The organism is Candidatus Roseilinea sp. NK_OTU-006, from assembly GCF_012931985.1.
Lineage (GTDB): Bacteria > Chloroflexota > Anaerolineae > J036 > Brachytrichaceae > JAAFGM01.
This window is the reverse complement of the sequence record NZ_JAAFGM010000022.1, coordinates 1-19,032: the sequence shown is the minus strand read 5'-3', so window position 1 is coordinate 19,032 and position 19,032 is coordinate 1. Positions and strand designations below refer to the sequence as shown.

At 64.9% G+C, this 19,032-nt stretch carries 17 protein-coding genes; 11 read left to right on the top strand and 6 right to left on the bottom strand.

Annotated features, from left to right (window positions below):
* The first annotated feature begins 7 nt into the window (after window positions 1-7).
* Window positions 8-193 carry a hypothetical protein gene (locus GXH28_RS11200; protein WP_169239115.1) on the top strand — a complete coding sequence of 62 codons (186 nt, stop codon included), beginning with the start codon at window positions 8-10 and terminating at the stop codon, window positions 191-193.
* Here GXH28_RS11200 and GXH28_RS11195 read toward each other — a convergent pair.
* A complete protein-coding gene (locus tag GXH28_RS11195; protein ID WP_169239114.1) occupies window positions 174-1,433 on the bottom strand; it encodes an alanyl-tRNA editing protein in 1,260 nt (419 codons plus the stop codon). The genes GXH28_RS11200 and GXH28_RS11195 overlap by 20 nt on opposite strands.
* A gap of 114 nt (window positions 1,434-1,547) precedes the next feature.
* On the opposite strand from GXH28_RS11195, the gene GXH28_RS11190 reads away from it, so the two are divergent.
* Together GXH28_RS11190 and GXH28_RS11185 are read left to right on the top strand one after the other, a co-directional pair.
* The gene (locus GXH28_RS11190; protein ID WP_169239113.1) at window positions 1,548-1,898 is read left to right on the top strand and encodes a hypothetical protein; all 351 of its coding nucleotides are present in this window, start codon (window positions 1,548-1,550) and stop codon (window positions 1,896-1,898) included.
* Between the two features lie 58 nt (window positions 1,899-1,956).
* A complete protein-coding gene (locus GXH28_RS11185) occupies window positions 1,957-2,871 on the top strand; it encodes a phosphohydrolase (RefSeq protein ID WP_169239112.1) in 915 nt (304 codons plus the stop codon).
* Window positions 2,872-2,948: 77 nt separating this feature from the next.
* Here GXH28_RS11185 and GXH28_RS11180 read toward each other — a convergent pair whose 3' ends face one another.
* Window positions 2,949-4,070, bottom strand: a complete 1,122-nt coding sequence (locus tag GXH28_RS11180) for a trans-sulfuration enzyme family protein (protein ID WP_169239111.1) — start codon at window positions 4,068-4,070, stop codon at window positions 2,949-2,951.
* 48 nt (window positions 4,071-4,118) lie between these two features.
* A complete protein-coding gene (gene obgE, locus GXH28_RS11175; protein WP_240550347.1) occupies window positions 4,119-5,450 on the bottom strand; it encodes a GTPase ObgE in 1,332 nt (443 codons plus the stop codon).
* A gap of 241 nt (window positions 5,451-5,691) precedes the next feature.
* Between obgE and GXH28_RS11170 the strand changes: the two genes are divergently transcribed.
* The 3 genes from GXH28_RS11170 (at window position 5,692) to GXH28_RS11160 (ending at window position 8,211) form a co-directional block, all read left to right on the top strand.
* Window positions 5,692-6,162, top strand: a complete 471-nt coding sequence (locus GXH28_RS11170) for a DUF454 family protein (RefSeq protein ID WP_169239110.1) — start codon at window positions 5,692-5,694, stop codon at window positions 6,160-6,162.
* Window positions 6,163-6,167: 5 nt separating this feature from the next.
* On the top strand, window positions 6,168-7,796 hold the full coding sequence (locus GXH28_RS11165) for a hypothetical protein (protein WP_169239109.1): 1,629 nt from the start codon (window positions 6,168-6,170) through the stop codon (window positions 7,794-7,796).
* A 154-nt stretch (window positions 7,797-7,950) separates the two neighbouring features.
* Window positions 7,951-8,211 carry a stage V sporulation protein S gene (locus GXH28_RS11160; protein WP_169239149.1) on the top strand — a complete coding sequence of 87 codons (261 nt, stop codon included), beginning with the start codon at window positions 7,951-7,953 and terminating at the stop codon, window positions 8,209-8,211.
* Between the two features lie 165 nt (window positions 8,212-8,376).
* Here the strand turns inward: GXH28_RS11160 and ilvD are convergent, their stop codons facing one another.
* Window positions 8,377-10,074 (bottom strand): dihydroxy-acid dehydratase, encoded by a 1,698-nt coding sequence (ilvD, locus tag GXH28_RS11155; RefSeq protein WP_169239108.1) that lies wholly within the window; start codon window positions 10,072-10,074, stop codon window positions 8,377-8,379.
* 147 nt (window positions 10,075-10,221) lie between these two features.
* Between ilvD and GXH28_RS11150 the strand changes: the two genes are divergently transcribed.
* The gene (locus GXH28_RS11150) at window positions 10,222-11,295 is read left to right on the top strand and encodes a Gfo/Idh/MocA family protein (protein WP_169239107.1); all 1,074 of its coding nucleotides are present in this window, start codon (window positions 10,222-10,224) and stop codon (window positions 11,293-11,295) included.
* Between the two features lie 75 nt (window positions 11,296-11,370).
* Window positions 11,371-12,567, top strand: a complete 1,197-nt coding sequence (argJ, locus tag GXH28_RS11145) for a bifunctional glutamate N-acetyltransferase/amino-acid acetyltransferase ArgJ (protein WP_169239106.1) — start codon at window positions 11,371-11,373, stop codon at window positions 12,565-12,567.
* Window positions 12,568-12,630: 63 nt separating this feature from the next.
* Here argJ and GXH28_RS11140 read toward each other — a convergent pair whose 3' ends face one another.
* Window positions 12,631-14,076 (bottom strand): NADP-dependent isocitrate dehydrogenase, encoded by a 1,446-nt coding sequence (locus tag GXH28_RS11140; RefSeq protein ID WP_320447953.1) that lies wholly within the window; start codon window positions 14,074-14,076, stop codon window positions 12,631-12,633.
* 256 nt (window positions 14,077-14,332) lie between these two features.
* On the opposite strand from GXH28_RS11140, the gene icd reads away from it, so the two are divergent.
* From icd to GXH28_RS11125, 3 genes are read left to right on the top strand one after another with little or no spacing between them, the layout of a single operon-like run.
* Window positions 14,333-15,745 (top strand): NADP-dependent isocitrate dehydrogenase, encoded by a 1,413-nt coding sequence (icd, locus tag GXH28_RS11135; RefSeq protein ID WP_169239104.1) that lies wholly within the window; start codon window positions 14,333-14,335, stop codon window positions 15,743-15,745.
* Window positions 15,746-17,701, top strand: coding sequence for a S9 family peptidase (locus GXH28_RS11130; protein ID WP_169239103.1), 1,956 nt, complete (start codon window positions 15,746-15,748; stop codon window positions 17,699-17,701). It begins immediately after the preceding gene.
* 6 nt (window positions 17,702-17,707) lie between these two features.
* The gene (locus GXH28_RS11125; RefSeq protein ID WP_169239102.1) at window positions 17,708-18,817 is read left to right on the top strand and encodes an epoxyqueuosine reductase; all 1,110 of its coding nucleotides are present in this window, start codon (window positions 17,708-17,710) and stop codon (window positions 18,815-18,817) included.
* Between the two features lie 9 nt (window positions 18,818-18,826).
* On the opposite strand, the gene GXH28_RS11120 is transcribed toward GXH28_RS11125, so the two are convergent.
* Window positions 18,827-19,032, bottom strand: a 206-nt coding sequence (locus GXH28_RS11120) for a transposase (protein ID WP_169239101.1), incomplete at its 5' end; no start/stop codon positions are given.

Below are 19,032 nucleotides of genomic sequence, written 5' to 3'. Positions count from 1 at the left end.
TTCTCAGGTGAAGGGACCGAAATTGCAACACATCGCCGTCTTCGCGCTGCGCCGGATGCACGCAGATGTCACGGACGCGTTGCGCCTGGCCGACGCGCTGGGCGTGGCCGTCCCAACCGGCGCGCTCACGCGCGAGCCGTTGCGCATGGCGATGCAGCGCGGCCCCTGGAGGATCAGGATGTGTCGGCGTTGACCGAAGCAGCGCGCGGCTGACCGCGCAGCCACGCGCGCGCCGCAGCAATGGCGGCCTGCACCTGCGATGGATCGGCGGGCGCGCCGCCGCCCTGCGCGAACGCCGGCGCACCCCCGCCCTTCGCCGCGCCATCCGGCGAGAGCACGGCCAAAGCGCAGCGCAGCGCCGCGGCCATGTCGCCGGTAGCATCCTGCGCGCGGGCAAAGACCAGTTGCGCTTTGTCGCCCGACGCGCCAAGCAACACCACGACGCGCGACGCGGCTGCAAGCTGCTTGGCCAACGCGCGCAGCTCGGCCGGGTCGCGCCCGACGAACGTCCGCGTAACCCAGCGCCGTTCACCATCCTCCGCGGCGCCGGCAAGCAACTCGGCAGCCTCGTAAGCGATCAGCCGCGCCCGGGCTTCTTGCAGGGCCTTGCGGTCGGCGCGAGATTCGGCGATCAGCTTCTGCACCGCTTGCTCCACCTCGTAGCGTCCGGCGCTCAGCGCCTCCATCAGGCGACCGGTCGCGGCACTCAGGCGCACATAATCGTCGAGCGCCCGGCCGCCACAGCGAAAGGTAATCCGCGTTTCCGCCCCGCGCTTCTCGGCTTTGATGATTTTGACCAGGCCGATCTGCGCTGTGCTGCGCACGTGCGTGCCGCCACATGCCGACCAGTCGTAGCCCTTCACCTCGACGATGCGCACTGCGCCGCTCACCTTGGGGGGACGGCGCAACGGGATTGACGGCAGGTCGGCATCGCCCACCTCATAGGCCAAGATCGGCCGGTCCTCCATGATGATGGCGTTGGCTTCCCGCTCAGCGCGTTCGAGCGCATCGGACGGCAGCGCCGCGGTTGGCAAGTCAATCGTGCAATCGCCGCGGCCGATGTGCATGGCGATCGTGTCTAAGCCGACGGCGCGGATGAACGCCTGGGATAACACATGCTGGCCGCTGTGCTGCTGCATGTGGTCGAAACGGCGCCCCCAGTCCACACGCCCCCGCACCTCATCGCCGGGTCGTAGAGAATCCACGACATCGCCCTCGAGGATATGTACGATTTCCCCTTCGGCATCCTCAATCACGTTCGCGACGCGGGCATGGGCGATGCTCCCCACGTCGTGGGGCTGGCCGCCTGCTTCGGGATAGAACGCCGTCTGATCGAGGATGAGCGCCGGCGCGCCGTTGTGCGTCACACGCGCAACGACCCGCGCCGTGAAGCAGGTGAGATACGCATCGGTGCGGTAAAGGCGAAGGGCCATGCGCGGGGATTATAGAGAACCGACCGACCCGGTGGATGATACGAACTTGGTGAGGCGCGTTTTCACAACGCGCCCGACCACCCTGCCGGTGAGGTGCTATGATTTGAACGCACGTTGATTAGCAGACCTGACCCAAAACCGGCCATGTATCCCGACAGCGAAATCCTCTTCCCCGCCCGCTCGATCCCTGAGATCCGCAATGCGCGCCCCGGGGTCGCTTGGCGCAAGCTGATTGATAAACTGAGCCAGTTGCCGGAGACCAGCGAGGATGTGCTGGCCTTCTCGCTCATGATGATCAAGCTGGGCAATTGCTTAACCTGCGACCTGGACAGCTATCGCGCCAGTCTGGGTTGCACGCAGTGCGCGCGCCGCACCGTGCAAAGCTTCAAGCAGAGCGACGAAGTGCTGATACAGAAAATGGAAGAAGCGCGCAAAGAGCTGAAGGCGTATTTAAAGAAGGCGTGAGCCAAACCTAAGACGCAAGATTCGACGCCGATTACGCGCCAACACGCTGCCTCCAGTGATGTCTCGCATCATCCTGCCTCATCCCCCTTCGCGCGATGGCGCCAAGCTGAACACGCCGCTGCCAGACGACTACGGCGAGCTGGCCATGCGCGCCGACATCGTCATCCGCGCACTCGCCGCGCCCTACCCACGCACGGCGCGAATGTATGAGAAGCTCATCGCCAACCCGCGCGTAGATGCCCACTGGAACCTGTCGAACTACACCACCGTGGGCAAGCTGAATTACAACGACCACGGCCCGATCCACGCCCGCGTCACTGCATCCTACGCCCTGCAGATCATGCAACTCCTCATCGAGGCCGATGTGCCGATGGATGTAGTGAAGTCCGGCGCCGGCGATGTGGACGATGCCTGCTTGGTCGCGCTTGCCGGCGTGATGCTGCACGACATCGGCAACGCCACGCACCGCCTGGGACACGAGCTGATGAGCGTCATCCTCGCCCAGCCGATCTTGGCCGATGCGCTGGCCGAGTTATACGACGATGCCGAACAACAGGCGCTGATCAGCGATTTCATTTTGTCGGCCGTCCAATGTCACGACATGAACCCACCGCCGTTGTTCATGGAAGGCGGCGTGGTCGCCGTGGCGGATGGTTGCGACATGACCAAGGGCCGGGCGCGCATGCCGTTCGACCTGGGCAAGCTGGACATCCACGCCGTGTCCGCCCTGGCGATCGAAGAGGTGAACATTCGGCCGTCCAACTATAGTCAGATGCCGGTGGAGATCGAGGTGCGGATGAGCAACTCGGCCGGCATCTTCCAAGTCGAAGAGACGCTGGTGAAAAAGATCAACGCCACACCGCTGCGCCACTACGTGATGGTGCATGTGACCTCGATCCATCCCGAGCAGCAATTTGAGAAACGCATCCTGAGCAACGCGATGCTCGAGAACGGGCGGCTGAAGCCGGTATGAGGGTGAGCGCCTTGCGCGACTCAACGGGCGCGCGCTTCTGAGCGTCGCGTCATGAGCGTTTGCGCGGCGCGCAAACGTCACGCCATCGCCTGTGCGAGATCAGCGATCAGGTCGTCGGGGTGCTCTAGCCCGACCGAGAGGCGCAGCAGGTTGCGCGGCGTCGGCGTATCCGGCCCCTCGACCGATGCGCGGTGCTCGATGAGGCTCTCCACGCCGCCCAGGCTGGTGGCGCGCACGATCAGCCGCACGCGCGCAGCAACGGCCATCGCCTCGGCCTCGCCGCCGACCACTTGGAAAGACAACATGCCGCCGAAGCCGCCCTGCATCTGCCGACCTGCAATCGCATGGCCGGGATGCGCGGGCAAGCCGGGATAATGCACACACGCCACCCGCGGATGCGCGGCCAGGAATGCCGCCACGCGCATCGCGCCCTCCGACTGCGCCCGCACCCGATACGGCAGGGTGGGGATGCTGCGCAACAGCAGCCAGCAATCGAACGGCGACGGCGCCGCGCCGCCGAACACCTGATATGCCCGCACGCGCTGCATGAAATCATCATTGGCGTTGGCGATCACACAGCCGCCCAGCACATCGCTGTGCCCGCCGATATATTTCGTCGTGGAGTGCACCACGAGATCGGCGCCGCGCGCCAGCGGCCGTTGAAGCACCGGCGTAGCAAACGTGTTGTCGCAAACCAACCGCGCACCGCCAGCATGGGCGATCGCTGCTGCCGCCGCAATATCGGTCAGCCGCAGGCGGGGGTTCGACGGCGTTTCCACCCACACCAATCGCGTGTTCGGACGCATGGCGCGCGCGATGTTCGCCGGGTCACTCATATCCACAAAGTCCGCCTGCAAGCCCCAGCGCCGCAGCGCGCCCGTGAGCACAGCGCGTGTGCCATAGTACGTCTCAATCGAGGCAATCACGTGGTCGCCCGGCGTCAGCGCCTGCAAGACTGCCGAAGTCGCTGCATTGCCGGAGGCGAAAGCCACTGCAATGCCGCCGCCCTCCAATGCGGCCAGCGCGCGCTCCAGCGCGTCGCGGTTGGGATTGCTGTTGCGCGTATAAATGTGCCCGCCGGGAAAGGCGCCATCCTGGGCGCGCTCGAAGGTGGTCGAAAGCGTAATCGAAGGGGTAATCGCGCGCGTCGCCGGCTCCACCTCACGGCCGGCATGTACGGCAAGTGTTTCGAGTTTCATGACCTACGACGCCGGCGCCGTTTCACGATTCGTCATTCACCATTCGTTTCACCCTTCGCCCCACTCCAGCACATGATCGCCGATGTACACCACATCACCGGGCCGGATGCCGAGCCGTTCGAGTTCGGGGCCGATGCCGCTGCGCTCCAGAAAGCGTTGGAACTGAAGCACCGCGTCATCCAAGTCCCAGCGCGTGATCTGCACGCGGCGCTCGAGCAGCGGCGAGATCACGCGAAAGCCATTGCCTTCGCGGACGACTTCAAAGGAGGTCTCCGGCTCCGGCAATGCGTCCGGCTCCGGCTCAACTGCTGGGAGCGGCGGCAGCGCCTCGAGCACACGCACCGCACGGCTGAGCAGCTCACGTGTGTTCTCGCCGGTCGCTGCGGAGATCGGCAGCACGCAGAGCGGACGGCCAGGCGCAGGGAGAAACGCGTCCGGTTCATCCGGCGGCGCACCGCGGGCATCAGCGATCCTGCCCTCGCCGACGAACAGCTCGAACGCCGCGCGCGCATCCGGCAGGTCCATCTTAGTCATCGCCACCACCTGGGGCTTATCGGCCAAGCCGTGGCCGAAAGCGGCCATCTCGCGGTTGACCGTCTCATAATCTGCCAACGGATCTTCGCTCAGGCCGTCGAGCAGATGGATAAGCACGCGCGTGCGCTCAATATGGCGGAGGAAATCGTGGCCCAGGCCGGCGCCCTCACTCGCGCCCTCGATCAAACCCGGGATGTCGGCCAGCACGACCGTCCGCTCATCGTCCAGAGAAGCGACGCCCAAGTTGGGGCGCAGCGTGGTGAACGGGTAGTCGGCGATCTTCGGCTTGGCAGCCGTGAGCGCAGAAAGCAGGGTGCTCTTGCCGGCGTTGGGCAAGCCGATGATACCGATATCGGCGATGAGCTTGAGTTCAAGCCGGAGCGTACGGCGCTCGCCCGGCTCACCGTTCTCGGCGATCTGCGGCGCTTGGTTGGTAGGCGTCGCGAACATCGCGTTGCCGCGCCCACCGCGGCCACCCTTTGCTACGATGAGCTGCTGGCCGGGCCGTGTTAAGTCGCCCAACATCCGGCCGGTTTCGGCATCGTACACGAGGGTGCCGGGCGGCACCTCGATATACTTCGGCCGGCCGCTGCGCCCTGTCTTGTTCTGGCTTCCGCCATTGCGGCCATCTTCAGCCTCGAACTGACGTTGGCGCTGAAAGCGCATCAAGGTATTCAGGCGCGGGTTGACGACGAGGATGACATCGCCGCCGCGGCCGCCGTTGCCGCCATCCGGCCCACCGCGCGGCACACGCGCCTCGCGCCGGAAGCTCATCATGCCATCGCCGCCCCGCCCCGCCTTGACCGTGATGGTGGCCAGGTCATACATCGTTGATCGTTCTGCCATGCGACTTTCCAAAGGCGACTATTATCACGCTTTTATCACCGTTGGGCCACACGCTTCAAGGCCATATCTGTCGTGTGAGCATTTGGCAAATTGCGGGAGCCCTGAAGAGCAGATTCCCGCGCTATGCTTGCGGCCGAGCGGGATGACTCGGCCCCAATCAGTCCGCCCCCAGGCCCACCACTCACTCTCACCAGATTCTTATCCTGGCTTGCTAAGAATTGTCCGGGTGCGAATACGAGAAATGAACACGGATCGTCCGCGAGGCGTCGGCCATGGGCACTGGATCGAGCGGCTCTTTGGCGAGCTGCTGCGCGAGGTCAAACACCACACCGACCCGGCCAATCACCGGCCGATCCACATCGCGCCCGTCACACATCCCGTTAAGCGCGCGCTGGTGATCTTCGCCGGATTCGGCGCGCTGGGCTTGGCCGGCATCGGCGCAATCACGCCGGTCATGCCGGTCTGGCCATTTGCGCTGGTCGCGCTTTTCTGCTTCGCCCGTAGCTCGACGCGGGTGGGGCACTGGGTGAGTCGCAACCCTATCATCAAGAGCGCGATGAGCTTTATCTGGTCGCGCCCAGAGCGGCCATTCGCCTGGGCGCGCCGATGCATCGAACTGCTGAGCGGCGCCGGCGGCCGCACGACCTCGGAATGTGGGATGATAGGCAGCTATAAAAGGGAGCGGTGGATCACCGAATTGCCGCCCCAATGAAGACGATGAACGAACTGACGGAGATCATACGGGCATGGTCGCGTCGCGCGCGCCTGCAACACAGCATCCGTCTGGCCTTCTTCGGGCTGGCCTGTGGCTTGGGTGTAGCGCTATTGATCGCCCTCGCCTCGCGCGTGTTCCCCCTGATGAGCACGGCGACCCTCATCGGTCTGTCCATCGCGCTGGCCATCGCCGGCCTGGTCGGCGCGCTCGCCTACCCCTGGCTACGACACGCGCGCACCTCGCCGATGCAGTGGGCGCGCGTCTTCGATCAACGCTTCGGCCTGCAAGAGCGAACGTCCACTGCGCTTGAGATCGGCGAGGGCCACCTCAGCGCCAGGAACGACCTGATCCGCAACATCCAGCGCCAGGACGCCGAGCGCGTCACCGAGAGCGTGGACGCCCGCAAGCTCATGCCGTTGCACATCTCGCGGCGCGACGCCATCCTCTCGCTCCTTTTCCTGATGGCCCTGGTCCTCGCCATCTTGCTGCCTAACCCCCAACAGCAAGTGCTGGCCCAGCGCGAGCAACTGCGCCAGACGATTGCCCAGCAGATCGAGCGGCTAGGGCAAGCCCAGCAGATGATCGAGAACTCGGCGCTGAGCGACGCGCAAAAGCAGGCCGCCCTCCAAGCGCTAGATGAAGCGCGCCGCAAGCTGGAAGATCCGAACGTCACCCCAGAGGAAGCGCTGGCCGCGCTGAACGAGGCCCAATCGCAGCTCGACGCCTTGAACGACCAGGCCGCCCAACAGCAAGCCGAAGACCTGCGGCGCGCCGGCGAGAGCCTCGCGCCCGACGCGTTGACGAATGCGCTGGCCAATGCGCTGGCCAACGAGCACTTCGACCGCGCCGCCAACGAGATGCGCCGTTTGACGGATTCGAGCGAAACCGGCCAACCGTTGAGCGAGGAGGAAATGCAGCGCGCTGCCGATCAACTCGACCAGCTCGCCCGCAGCGTCCAAAATAGCGACCCGGAGCTGGCGCAACGGCTGCGCGAAGCGGCCCAAAATATGCGCGAGGGCAACATCCAGGCGGCACAACAGCAGCTCGACCAGGCTGCGCAATCGCTCGAGCGCGCCCAAGAAACGCGCGAGGCATCTCAAGCGCTGGACCGCGCGCAATCCCAAGCCGAAGCCGCGCGTCAAGCCATCGCCCAGCAGGCATCGCAATCACAATCGCAGCGGCCTGGTCAGAGCCAAGCCGGGTCGAACACCCCGGCCGGTGCACAGGGGCGACAGTCCAGCCAGAGCCAGGCCCAAACGTCCGGCCGCGGAGAGGCCGACAACGCGTCGGCGCGCGACAGCACGACGGCCAGCGACGAGCGCAGCGGCGCAAGCTCCTCGCGCAAGAGCGACGATTTCGGCTCGGACGATACAGTGTATGCGCCGCGCCGCATCAGCGGTGAAGGCCGGCCGGTCGTGCTGCCCGAAGCGCAGAACCCGACTGCGCCTAATCCCGACGGGCGCACCTCCACCGCACCGGGCGGCGGCAGCAGCGTGCCCTACGAACAGGTCTACGGCGACTACTCGAAAGCCGCCGACGAAGCGTTGCGGAGCGGCCGCGTGCCGCCCGACATGCGCGACTACGTGCGCGACTACTTTAGCTCACTCGACCCCAATCCGGGTAACCGATGATGCTTCGCATCCCGCCCGAACACCGCTTGAGTGATAACCGCCATTTGCAAAAGATGAACAACTATCCAAAAATCGTCGAGACGTAAGGTCTGAAGAATACGCCACGATGACGTGCTCGATGGAGGGCCACGACAGCAAGGAGGAAGAAGCAAACTTGGAACTCATCAAGGTATCTGCCACATCGCGTTCAACGGCAGTCGCGGGGGCGATCGCCGGCGTGGTGCGTGAACACGGACGAGCCGAAGTTCAGGCCATCGGCGCGGGCGCGGTCAATCAGGCCGTCAAGGCAGCCGCCATCGCGCGCGGTTATTTGCTGCTCGATGGCATTGACGTGGTGTTGATCCCTTCGTTCGGCGAGGTGAACATTGACGGCGTCACGCGCACCGCCGTCAAGTTCACCATCGAACCGCGCTGACCAGCGCACACCCTGAATTTCACCCACGCCCGCCACATGCTATTGGCCCGGCGGATATGCGTTACTCCCCTTGCCTCGCGCAGAAGCAAGGACAAACCCGCGCGCAGCACAAAGCCGGCAATCGCCACGGTGCGTGAGCCCCCTGCGCCGATGTGAGCACTGCGCCTAGTGCGTCACAGCGCCGTCGCAGGCGCGGCCTACCAAGCGCGCATACTTGGCCAACGCGCCGCCGGCGTAACGCGGCTTGGGCTGCTTCCACTTCTTCAGGCGTTGGGCGATCTCCTCACGACTGAGCTTGACGTTGAGCTTGCCCCTGGCCGGGTTCGAGGCGTCAATTTCGATGATGTCGCCATCGCGCAGCGCGGCGATCGGCCCGCCGACGAACGCTTCGGGGCCGATGTGCCCGACCATGAGGCCGGTCGTCGCGCCGGAGAATCGCCCGTCGGTGAGCAACGCCACATCGTAACCTAACCCTTGACCGCGAATCGCCGCCGTGACGGCAAGCATCTCCGGCATGCCGGGCGCGCCCTTCGGGCCGACGTAACGAATCACCACCACATCGCCGGGCTTGATCTCACGGCGCGCCACTGCCTCCGCGCAGGATTGTTCATCGTCGAACACCCGCGCCGGCCCAACGTGTCGCAGGTTCTTCACGCCGGCTACTTTCACCACACCGCCCTCCGGCGCCAGGTTACCCTTCACGATGACTATGCCGCCACTCTCGCGCAGGGGCTTGCTCACCGGATAGACCACGTCTTGCTTGGTGAGTTGCTCGGCGTTCTTCACTTTCTTCAAGTTTTCGGCCACCGTTTTGCCGGTGACGGTCATGCAGTCGCCGTGCAATAAGCCGGCATCGAGCAGCGTCTTCATCACCACCGGCACGCCGCCGATGCGATGCAAGTCTTCCATCACATACTTGCCGCCGGGGGTCATGTCGGCAATGTGGGGCGTCCGGCAGGTGATGCGCGTAAAGTCGTCGAAGGTCAGCTTGATGCCTAACTCGTGCGCGATCGCCGGCAGGTGGAGGGCCACGTTGGTCGAGCCTCCCATCGCAAGCACCACGGCGAGGGCGTTCTCGAACGCCTCTTTGGTCATGATGTCGCTGGGTAGGATGCCACGCTGCATCAGGCGCATCAACGCCTTACCGCTCTCGAAGGCGATGACCTTGCGTTCTTCATCCACAGCCGGCGGCGAGGCATTGCCCGGCAGCGCCATGCCCAGCGCCTCACTCACACTGGCCATCGTGTTGGCGGTGAATAACCCACCGCACGAGCCGATACCCGGGCAGGCCGCGCACTCCAACTCGTGGAGGTCCTCGTCGGTAATCAGGCCGGCTTCACGTTGACCAACCGCCTCATAGACGGTTTGGATGGTCACATCGCGCCCGCGGAACTTGCCGGGCTTGATCGTGCCGCCGTAAACGAAGATGCTGGGCAGGTTCAACCGCGCCATGGCCATCAGGGTGCCGGGCAGGCTCTTGTCGCATCCGGCCATGCCGTAGAGCGCGTCGTAGCAATGCGCGCGCATCATCAGCTCGATCGAGTCGGCAATCACCTCGCGGCTGGGGAGCGACGCTTTCATCCCCTCGTGGCCCATGCCGATGCCGTCGCTGACGGCGATGCTGACGAACTCGCGCGGCGTGCCGCCCAACTCTCGGATGCCGCGCTTGGCTTCCTGCGCCAGGAAGCTCATGGACATGTTGCACGGAGTCGCTTCGTTCCAGGTGTGTGCTACACCGACTAACGGCTGTCGTAGATCCTGATCGGTCAAGCCCATCGCGCGCATAAACGCGCGATGCGGCGCACGGGCGATGCCCTCCAATTCTCGACTGCGAGTCTTGAGATGTTCGGTTGACTTTGCCATGAGTGAATCACGCCTCTTTTTGTTGCTTTATGATTCTATGCCCGATGGCGAGAGATTGCACATCGAATGGCGCGCGACCTTAGGCGGCTGCGCGAGTGCTAAACTAGCACGTAGCATCTTCCCATCATCGAAGGAGCACACACCGCGTTGAGCACACATCGTCTGCGCGCCGGCGTCATCGGGGCCGGCGCGATCGGCCAACAAGGCCACATTCCCGGATTTCAGGCCGCCGGCGTCGAAATCGCCGCGGTCTGCGATTCGAACTTCGCACGCGCGCAGGAAGTCGCGCATCGGTTCAGCATCCCTAAGGTCTTCGCCGATTACCGCGAATTGTTGGCGCAGCCGGAGATTGACATGGTGTCCGTCGGGCTGCCCAACAGCCTGCATGCGCCGGTGACGATCGAGGCGCTGAACGCCGGCAAGCACGTGTTGTGCGAAAAGCCGATGACCACGTCGAGCGCGCTGGCCGCCGAGATGATCGCGGCTGCGCAGAAGAACGGCCGGCTGCTCAGCGTCAATCAACACATGCGCTTCGACCGCACCGCACGCGCCATGCGCGACATCATTGCAGCCGGCCACCTCGGGCGCGTGTACCTGGCCGAGTCCAAATGGGTTCGCCAGCAGGGCATCCCCGGCTTCGGCAGTTGGTTCACCAACAAAGACCTGGCAGGGGGAGGCGCCCTCTACGACATCGGCGTGCACTTGCTCGACCTGATCTTGTATTTGCTAGACTTCCCTGAAGTCGTCGCGGTGAAGGGTTTTCTGAGCGGCGAACTGGGCAAGCAAAAGATCGGGCTAGGCGGATGGGGCGCCGACCGTTTCACCGACGGCCGCTTCGACGTGGACGATACGGCCTTTGCCGTGCTGACGCTGAAGGACGGCGCACAAATCCGCCTGCTGGCGACGTGGGCCGCCTTCGGCCCCGGCGAGGATCGCGTCACGCTCTACGGCACACAGGGCGGACTAGATCGCAGCGGCCTGTTCAGCGATTCGCCGTCGCTCAAATACTATTCGGCGCAGGATGGCAAAATCGTCGCCGAGGAACCCGATCTTTCGCCTTACCCCAACGAGCGAAGCTGGTTGCAATCGGTGGGCGCATTCGTCAGCGCGGTGCGCGGCGAAGCCCCCCTCGCCGTCCTGCCGGAGCAGGCGTTGCAGGTCGTGCGCATCTTGGAAGCCACCGCGGCCTCTGCGACGAGCGGGCGAGAGGTGAGCTTGTGAGACGCGATACATGATGCACAAAAACACAAGGCGCAAGACGCTGCGCGTAGTGCATTGTGCGCATGCGACCGAACGATGTTGAATCCCAAACTTCCCGAAGGCTTTCGCGCAGCCGGCATCGCCGCCGGCATCAAGAAGAACGGCAAGCTAGACCTGGCGTTGATCGCCAGTGAGACCGATTGTGTGGCTGCCGCGGTCTTCACCCAGAACCAGGTGAAGGCCGCGCCGGTGATCTATGACCAGCGGCTGATGGCCGAAGGGCACAAGCTGCGTGCGGTGGTGATCAACTCCGGCTGCGCCAACGCCTGTACGGGCGAGCCAGGGCTGCGCGACTGTGAAGAAATGGCTCGCCTAACCGCCGAGGCGCTCTCGATTGAGCCGCATCAGGTTTTCGTCATGTCCACCGGCGTGATCGGCGTCCCGCTGCCGATGGACAAGCTGCGCGTCGGCATTCCCCTCGCGGCGCAGGCGTTGTCGGAAGGCGGCCTGGAGGCCGCTGCACACGCCATCATGACGACCGACACCGTTCCCAAGATAGCTGCCGACGACATCACCGTGGCCGGCGACGAGAAGCAAGGCGGCCCGCGCATGGCGCATTTGGTCGGCGTCGCCAAGGGCGCCGGCATGATCCATCCCAACATGGCCACCCTGCTGGCCGTGGTGACGACCGATGCCGTCGTCGCGCCGGAGGTGCTGAAGAAGGCGTTGGCCAACGCCGCACGCAAGTCGTTCAACCGCATCAGCGTGGACGGCGACACCAGCACTAACGACACGCTGGTGGTGTTGGCCAACGGCGCCAGCGGCCTGCAACCCACGCCGCTGGAGTTCGAGATCCTGCTCACCAGCATCTGCACCAACCTGGCCAAGCAGATCGTGCGCGACGGCGAGGGCGCGACTAAGTTCATCACCATTGAGGTCACCGGCGCGCGCGACGAGCGCATGGCCGAGAACGTGGGACGGACCATCGCCCGGTCGCCGCTGGTGAAGACGGCGTTCTACGGCGAAGACGCCAACTGGGGGCGCATCATCGCTGCGGCCGGCTATAGCGGCGAGGACGTGCAGCCGGACAAGATGTCGCTATGGTTCGGCGGCGTGCTCGTGTTCGCCAAAGGGGCGCCCACCCAATACGCCGAAGCGGCTGCCACCGCCGCGATGAAGCCGCGCGAGATCGTCGTGCGGCTCGACCTGGGGCTGGGCAACGCCGGCGCGACGGTGTGGACGTGCGACCTCTCCCACGACTACGTGACGATCAACGGCAGATATCGCACTTGACAAATCATCACGTCACCTTGTCCCCCTGTCCCCTTGTCCCCTTGTCACCCCTGTCACCTTGTCTCATTCGCCTTGTCCTAGCGAATAGCCGCGCTCGCCGTCGAACGTGTAGAGGTTCTCCGTCTTGATGATCTCGAAGCCGGCGGCGTGCAGCGCGTTGAGGAGCGCCAACGACTCGGCATAGGTGATCGGTTCCTGCACGGCGACAAACCGGCAGCGCCAGTGGTCGGTGCAGAACGTCTCGGGCAGGCCGTCGGGATAGACCTTCACGCCACGATTGGTAATCATCTTGAGCTGCCAGCCCGCAGGCGCATGACGTGTCAATGCCGCGCCAAGCACGTTCGGGTCGCGCCCATCGTGATCCCAGTCAAGGAAGACATCCATGCCGACCAGCGCCTTCGCCGGCTTAGGCATCTCACCGATCGTCGCGTGAATGCCGGTCGCCTGATAGTGCACCGGCTGCAACTGGCGCGGCGTGCAGCCCAGCCGTTCGATGACCGCGCGGGCGAAGGCCGCCGTGCCGACCAGTTGGTTGCTCAGCTCGGGCCGGTAGATGTCAGCGGTGTGAATACCATCCTCCAAAGTGCACAGCCAGGCATTTTTGATGCGCTCGGCGCTGTCGGCCAGGCCCAGGTGAACCAGCATCTGCGTGGCCGCGACCAACAACCCGGAAGGATTGGCCACGCCCTTGCCGGCGATGTCCGGCGCGCTGCCGTGTACCGCCTCGAACATCGAGACGCGCGGCCCAACGTTGGCCGACCCAGCTAGCCCGATCGAGCCGGCGATCTGCGCCGCCACGTCGGACAAGATATCTCCGTAGAGGTTGAGCGTGACGATGACGTCGAACCGCTCCGGCTGCGCCGCCAGCCGCGCCGTGCCGATGTCAATGATCATGTGCTCGGCCTGGATGTCGGGGTACTCGGCGGCGATGCGCTCGAAGGTACGATGGAACAGGCCATCGGTCAGCTTCATGATGTTGTCCTTGGTCATGCAGGTGACCTTGCGGCGGCCATACGCGCGGGCGTATTCGAACGCATAGCGCACGATGCGCTCGGTGCCCGGTCGCGTGATCAGCTTGAGCACCTGCGTCACCTCGCGCGTTTGCTGATGCTCGATGCCGGCGTAGAGGTCTTCTTCGTTCTCACGGATGATGACCAGGTTCATGCCCGGATGCGCCGAGGCGACGAACGGCGCATACGACTTGCACGGCCGGACGTTGGCGAACAGGTTGAGGGCCTTGCGCACCGTAACGTTGAAGCTCTTGCCGCCGGCGCCGAGTTGGGTGGTGATGGGCGCCTTGAGGAAGGCCGGGTTGCGACGGATCACGTCCCACGATTCCGGCGCGATGCCGGCGGTATGCCCCTGGTCGTAGAGCTTTTGGCCGACCTCGACGACCTCATAGCGCAGCGGCACCTGTGCAGCGTCGAGAATGCCGAGCACGGCCTCCATGATCTCGGGGCCGATGCCATCGCCGTAGGCGACGGTGATAGGGATAGCCGAATTAGCCACGGCGCGCATTATCCACGAACAAGGCGCCCTCCGACAATGGCTTCTTCCCGAGACCGATGAGCCGAAGGGCAGCCGCGCGTGTCCTACTGGATACGCCAGCCCTGTGCACCTTTCCGGCGCACCGCGCTGATTGCAATCGCTTCTCGCAGGACGGCGATCCCCTCTCTTGAAATGCACCCCGGTCAACCCCGTTGCGCTGCGGCGTTTTAGAATCAACGCTCGACAAGAGCGCACTGCAATCGAGGCTGAATCAACCATGACATACAAACTCGTACAAGTCCCCGCCGGCGGCGAGAAGATCCGCATCGAACACGGCAAGCTCATCGTGCCGGACAATCCGATCATCCCCTTCATCCGCGGCGACGGCACCGGACCGGACATCTGGGCGGCCAGCGTGCGCGTGTTCGACGCTGCCGTGGAGCGATGCTACGGCGGCCGGCGCAAGATCCACTGGATGGAGGTCTACGCCGGCGAGTCCGCGTTCCGACAGTTCGGCGACTGGTTGCCCCAAGAGACGGTGAACGCTTTTCAGGAGTTCCTCGTTGGCATCAAAGGGCCGCTCACCACGCCGGTCGGCAAGGGCATCCGCTCGCTGAACGTCGCGCTGCGCCAGTTGCTCGACCTTTACGTGTGCCTGCGCCCGGTCAAGTACTTCAACGGCGTGCCTTCGCCGGTCAAACACCCCGAGAAGGTGGACATGGTGATCTTCCGCGAGAACACCGAGGACATCTATGCCGGCATTGACTTCGAGGCGGGCGGTCCTAAGGCAATGAAGTTGCTGAACTTCCTCAAGACCGAGATGCCCGAGGAATTCAAAAAGATCCGCTTCGGCGCGGAGGCGATGGATCAGGTCGGCGTAGGCATCAAGCCAATCAGCAAGCCCGGTACGGAGCGGCTGATGCGCGCAGCGATCGAATACGCCCTGCGCTTCAACCGCCGCAGCGTGACCATCGTGCACAAGGGCAACATCATGAAGTACACCTCCGGCTCCTTCCGCGACTGGGGCTACGCCGTAGCCAAACGCGAGTACCGCGATCAGATCGTGACCCAGCGCGAGAGCTGGATCCTGGACAACGTCGAGCGCAAGCCGGGCATCAGCGTCGAGGACAACGCGCGCGCCATAGACCCCGGCTACGACATGATGACCGAGGGCCAGCAGGCCGAGATCCGCGCCGAAGTCGAAGCCGCGCTCGCGCTGCTGCCCACGCACGGCGACGGCAAGTGGAAGAAGAAACTGCTGATCAAGGACAGCATCGCCGACATCACGCTGCAGCAGGTGCTGACGCGCCCCGAGGAGTTCGACGTGATCGCCACGCCCAACCTGAACGGCGACTACCTGAGCGACGCGCTGGCCGCGCAGGTGGGCGGCATCGGCATCGCGCCCGGCGGCAACATCAACTACGTCACCGGCCACGCCATCTTCGAAGCCACCCACGGCACCGCGCCGAAATACGCCAACCTCGACAAGGTCAACCCCGGCTCGGTCATCCTGAGCGGCGAGATGATGCTGCGCTACCTGGGCTGGGTCGAGGCCGCCGACGCGATCATCGCTGCGCTGGACAAGACCATCGGCCAGCGCATCGTCACCTACGACTTCGCCCGGCTGATGGACGGGGCGAAAGAGGTGAAGTGCAGCGAATTTGCCACGGCGGTCATTGGGAATTTGTAAATGAGCACGTTCGCCCCGCGCACACCCATTGTCGCCCCTTACGGCACTTGGCAATCGCCCATCACCGCCGACCTGATCGTTGGCCAGGCCATCGGCCTTAGCCAGATCGCCTTGGACGGCGACGACACCTACTGGATCGAGAGCCGGCCATCCGAGGGCGGCCGCTACACCCTCATCCGTCTGCGCGGCGGTGCTTGCCAAGAAGAGATCACCCCGGCTCCTTTCAACGTCCGCACGCGCGTGCACGAATACGGCGGCGGCGCCTATCTCGTTCATGGCGGGACGGTTTACTTCTCCAACTTCGACGATCAGCGGCTGTATCGCGCCGCCGAGGACAGCACGCCGATGCCCATCACACCCGAAACCGGCGCCCGGCTGCGCTACGCCGATGCGGTCATGGATGCGCAGCGCCGCCGCTTAATTTGCGTGCGCGAAGACCACACCAGCAGCCGCGAGCCGATCCATACCCTCGTCGCCGTCCGCTGCGACGGCGACGATTGCGGCGGCGCGACGCTCGTCGCCGGCCACGACTTCTACGCCGCGCCTCGCCTCAGCCCCGACGGGACACGCTTAGCCTGGCTGGCCTGGAACCATCCCAATATGCCCTGGGACGGCACCGAGCTATGGCTGGCCGAAGTCAGCGCCGATGGGACGTTGAGCAACCCGCGCCGAGTCGCGGGCGGAGCGCGCGAATCCATTTTTCAGCCGGAATGGTCGCCGGACGGCGGGTTGCATTTCGTCTCCGACCGCAGCGGCTGGTGGAACCTCTACCGCTGGCGCGACGGCGAAATCCAGGCCTTGCATCCGATGGCGGCTGAGTTCGGGGAGCCACAATGGACCTTCGGCCAGCGCACCTACGCCTTCATCACGCCATCGCTGATCATATGCGCCTACACACAAGACGGCATCAAGCATCTGGGCTTGCTGGACACCGAAACGGGCGCATGGCGCGAGATTGCCTCGCCCTACACCGCCATCAGCAACCTGTGCGCAGACGGGAAGCGGCTCGTCTTCCATGCCGGCGCGCCGGATCAGTTCGCCGCCATCGTCCAGTACGACATCGCCTCAGGCGCGTTCACCCCGCTCAAGCAGGCGAGCGACCTGCAAATTGACCCCGGCTACATCTCCATCGGCCAACCGATCACCTTCCCCACCACCGACGGCCTGAGCGCGCACGCGTTCTTCTACCCGCCGCGCAATCGCGACTACGTCGCGCCCGAAGGCGAGCGCCCGCCATTGCTCGTCATCAGCCATGGCGGCCCCACCGGCGCCACCACCCACGCGCTCAGCCTCAAGGTCCAATTCTGGACCAGCCGCGGCATCGCCGTGCTGGACGTGAACTACGGCGGCAGCACCGGCTACGGGCGCGCCTACCGGGAGCGGCTCAACGGCCAATGGGGCATCGTGGATGTGGACGACTGTGTGAACGGCGCGCGCTATCTGGTTCAGCAAGGCCTGGTGGACGGCGAACGGCTGATGATCAGCGGCGGCAGCGCCGGCGGCTACACCACGCTGTGCGCGTTGGCCTTTCGCAACGCCTTCAAGGCCGGCACCAGCTACTACGGCGTAAGCGACGCCGAGGCGCTGGCCCGCGACACGCACAAGTTCGAGTCGCGCTACCTCGACCGGCTCATCGGCCCCTACCCCGAACGGCGCGATCTCTATGCGCAGCGCTCGCCGATACACTTCGCCGACCGCATCAGCGCGCCGCTGCTCTTGTTGCAGGGCCTGGAGGATGTGATCGTGCCGCCCAGCCAGTCCGAGGCGATGTTCAACGCCGTGCGCGCCAAAGGGCTGCCGACGGCCTATCTAACGTTCGCAGGCGAACAGCACGGCTTCCGCAAGGCCAAAAACATCAAGCGGGCGCTGGAGGCCGAACTGTATTTCTACGGTCGGGTCTTCGGCTTCACCCCCGCCGATCCAATCGCGCCGATTCGGATCGAGAATCTGGACTGAGCCACCATGCTGAGCGCAAGCCGGGTGCGCGAACGCGCCCTCGAGATGGGGTTCGACCTGGTCGGGTTCGCGCCGGCCGGCCCCACGCCGGGCGCAGCGCGATTTTTAGCGTGGCTCCGCGCCGGTTATCACGCTGAAATGGCCTACATGGCCCGTGCGCCGGAGCGTCGCTTGGACCCACGGCACCTCATGCCCAACGTGCGCACCATCGTTGTCGTTGGACTGAGCTACGAGACGCTGGCCGTGCCGATGGAGGTCCTCCAAGACCCCGCCCGCGGGCGCATCGCGCGCTATGCCTGGGGCGCCGATTACCACGACGTGATCACGCCGGTGCTGCGCGCCTTCGGCGACTGGCTGGCCAGAGAATCGCGCGCCTACGTAGACACCGGCCCTATCTTGGAACGCGCCTGGGCGGCGCGCTGCGGCCTCGGGTTCATCGGCAAGAACACCTGCCTGATTCACCCCAAGCGCGGCAGCTACCTGTTCCTGGGCGCAGTGCTCTTGAGCGAGGAGATCGAGGAGGCCGACCATGAGCACAGCGCCGCTGCGCCGCCGCTGAACACAGCCGGCGCGCCGCACCGCAGCACGGGCGAGGATGCGCCGTTCAGCCGGTGCGGCCGCTGCGCGCGCTGCCTCGTTGCCTGTCCGACCAACGCCCTGCCGACGCCCGGCGTGCTTGATGCGTCTCGCTGCATCTCTTACCTCACCATCGAACTCAAAGGCGGCATCCCTCTCGCGCTGCGCCCGCAAATGGGCAACTGGGTGTTCGGCTGCGACCTCTGCCAAGACGTATGCCCGTACGTCCGGCGCTTCTCACGCCCCTCGGACTCGCCGCTGGCGAAGGCGTTTCGCCCGCCCGACCCCGAGCGCATCGCGCCGCGCTTGCTCGATTTGTTGAGCATGGATCGGACGGCGTTTCACGCGCGGTTCAAAGGCACGGCCATCATGCGCACCAAGCGACGCGGCCTGTTGCGCAACGCCTGCGTGGCCGCCGGCAACTGGGGCAGCGACGAAGCCTTGCCGGTGCTGCGCCGCCTGCTCAACGACGAGGAGCCGTTGGTGCGCGAGCACGCCGTCTGGGCCATCGCCAGAATTCAGCAATCGGCATACACTTAGAGCCTATCTCTAAACCTCGCATTTGCGCCAACAGATGATGGCGCAGGCGAAAAACAGCAGGGACAGATAATTGCTCGCCTTCTTCTCCCAGCGAATCAGCAACCGACGAAAGCGATTGAGCCATGAATGAGTCACTTCGACCACCCAGCGGCGCGACTTGCGTCGGCCCGGCTTGCGTTGGCGTTTTTTTGGCCGTCCTCCTTGTCCGGCACATG

Coding starts and splice junctions, on each gene's coding strand:
- GXH28_RS11125 (WP_169239102.1), top strand. CDS start 17,708: ATGCTGAGCGCAAGCCGGGTGCGCGAACGCGCCCTCGAGATGGGGTTC.
- argJ (WP_169239106.1), top strand. CDS start 11,371: ATGTTGAATCCCAAACTTCCCGAAGGCTTTCGCGCAGCCGGCATCGCC.
- GXH28_RS11170 (WP_169239110.1), top strand. CDS start 5,692: ATGAACACGGATCGTCCGCGAGGCGTCGGCCATGGGCACTGGATCGAG.
- GXH28_RS11165 (WP_169239109.1), top strand. CDS start 6,168: ATGAACGAACTGACGGAGATCATACGGGCATGGTCGCGTCGCGCGCGC.
- GXH28_RS11130 (WP_169239103.1), top strand. CDS start 15,746: ATGAGCACGTTCGCCCCGCGCACACCCATTGTCGCCCCTTACGGCACT.
- obgE (WP_240550347.1), bottom strand. CDS start 5,450: ATGGCAGAACGATCAACGATGTATGACCTGGCCACCATCACGGTCAAG.
- ilvD (WP_169239108.1), bottom strand. CDS start 10,074: ATGGCAAAGTCAACCGAACATCTCAAGACTCGCAGTCGAGAATTGGAG.
- GXH28_RS11180 (WP_169239111.1), bottom strand. CDS start 4,070: ATGAAACTCGAAACACTTGCCGTACATGCCGGCCGTGAGGTGGAGCCG.
- GXH28_RS11195 (WP_169239114.1), bottom strand. CDS start 1,433: ATGGCCCTTCGCCTTTACCGCACCGATGCGTATCTCACCTGCTTCACG.
- GXH28_RS11185 (WP_169239112.1), top strand. CDS start 1,957: ATGTCTCGCATCATCCTGCCTCATCCCCCTTCGCGCGATGGCGCCAAG.
- icd (WP_169239104.1), top strand. CDS start 14,333: ATGACATACAAACTCGTACAAGTCCCCGCCGGCGGCGAGAAGATCCGC.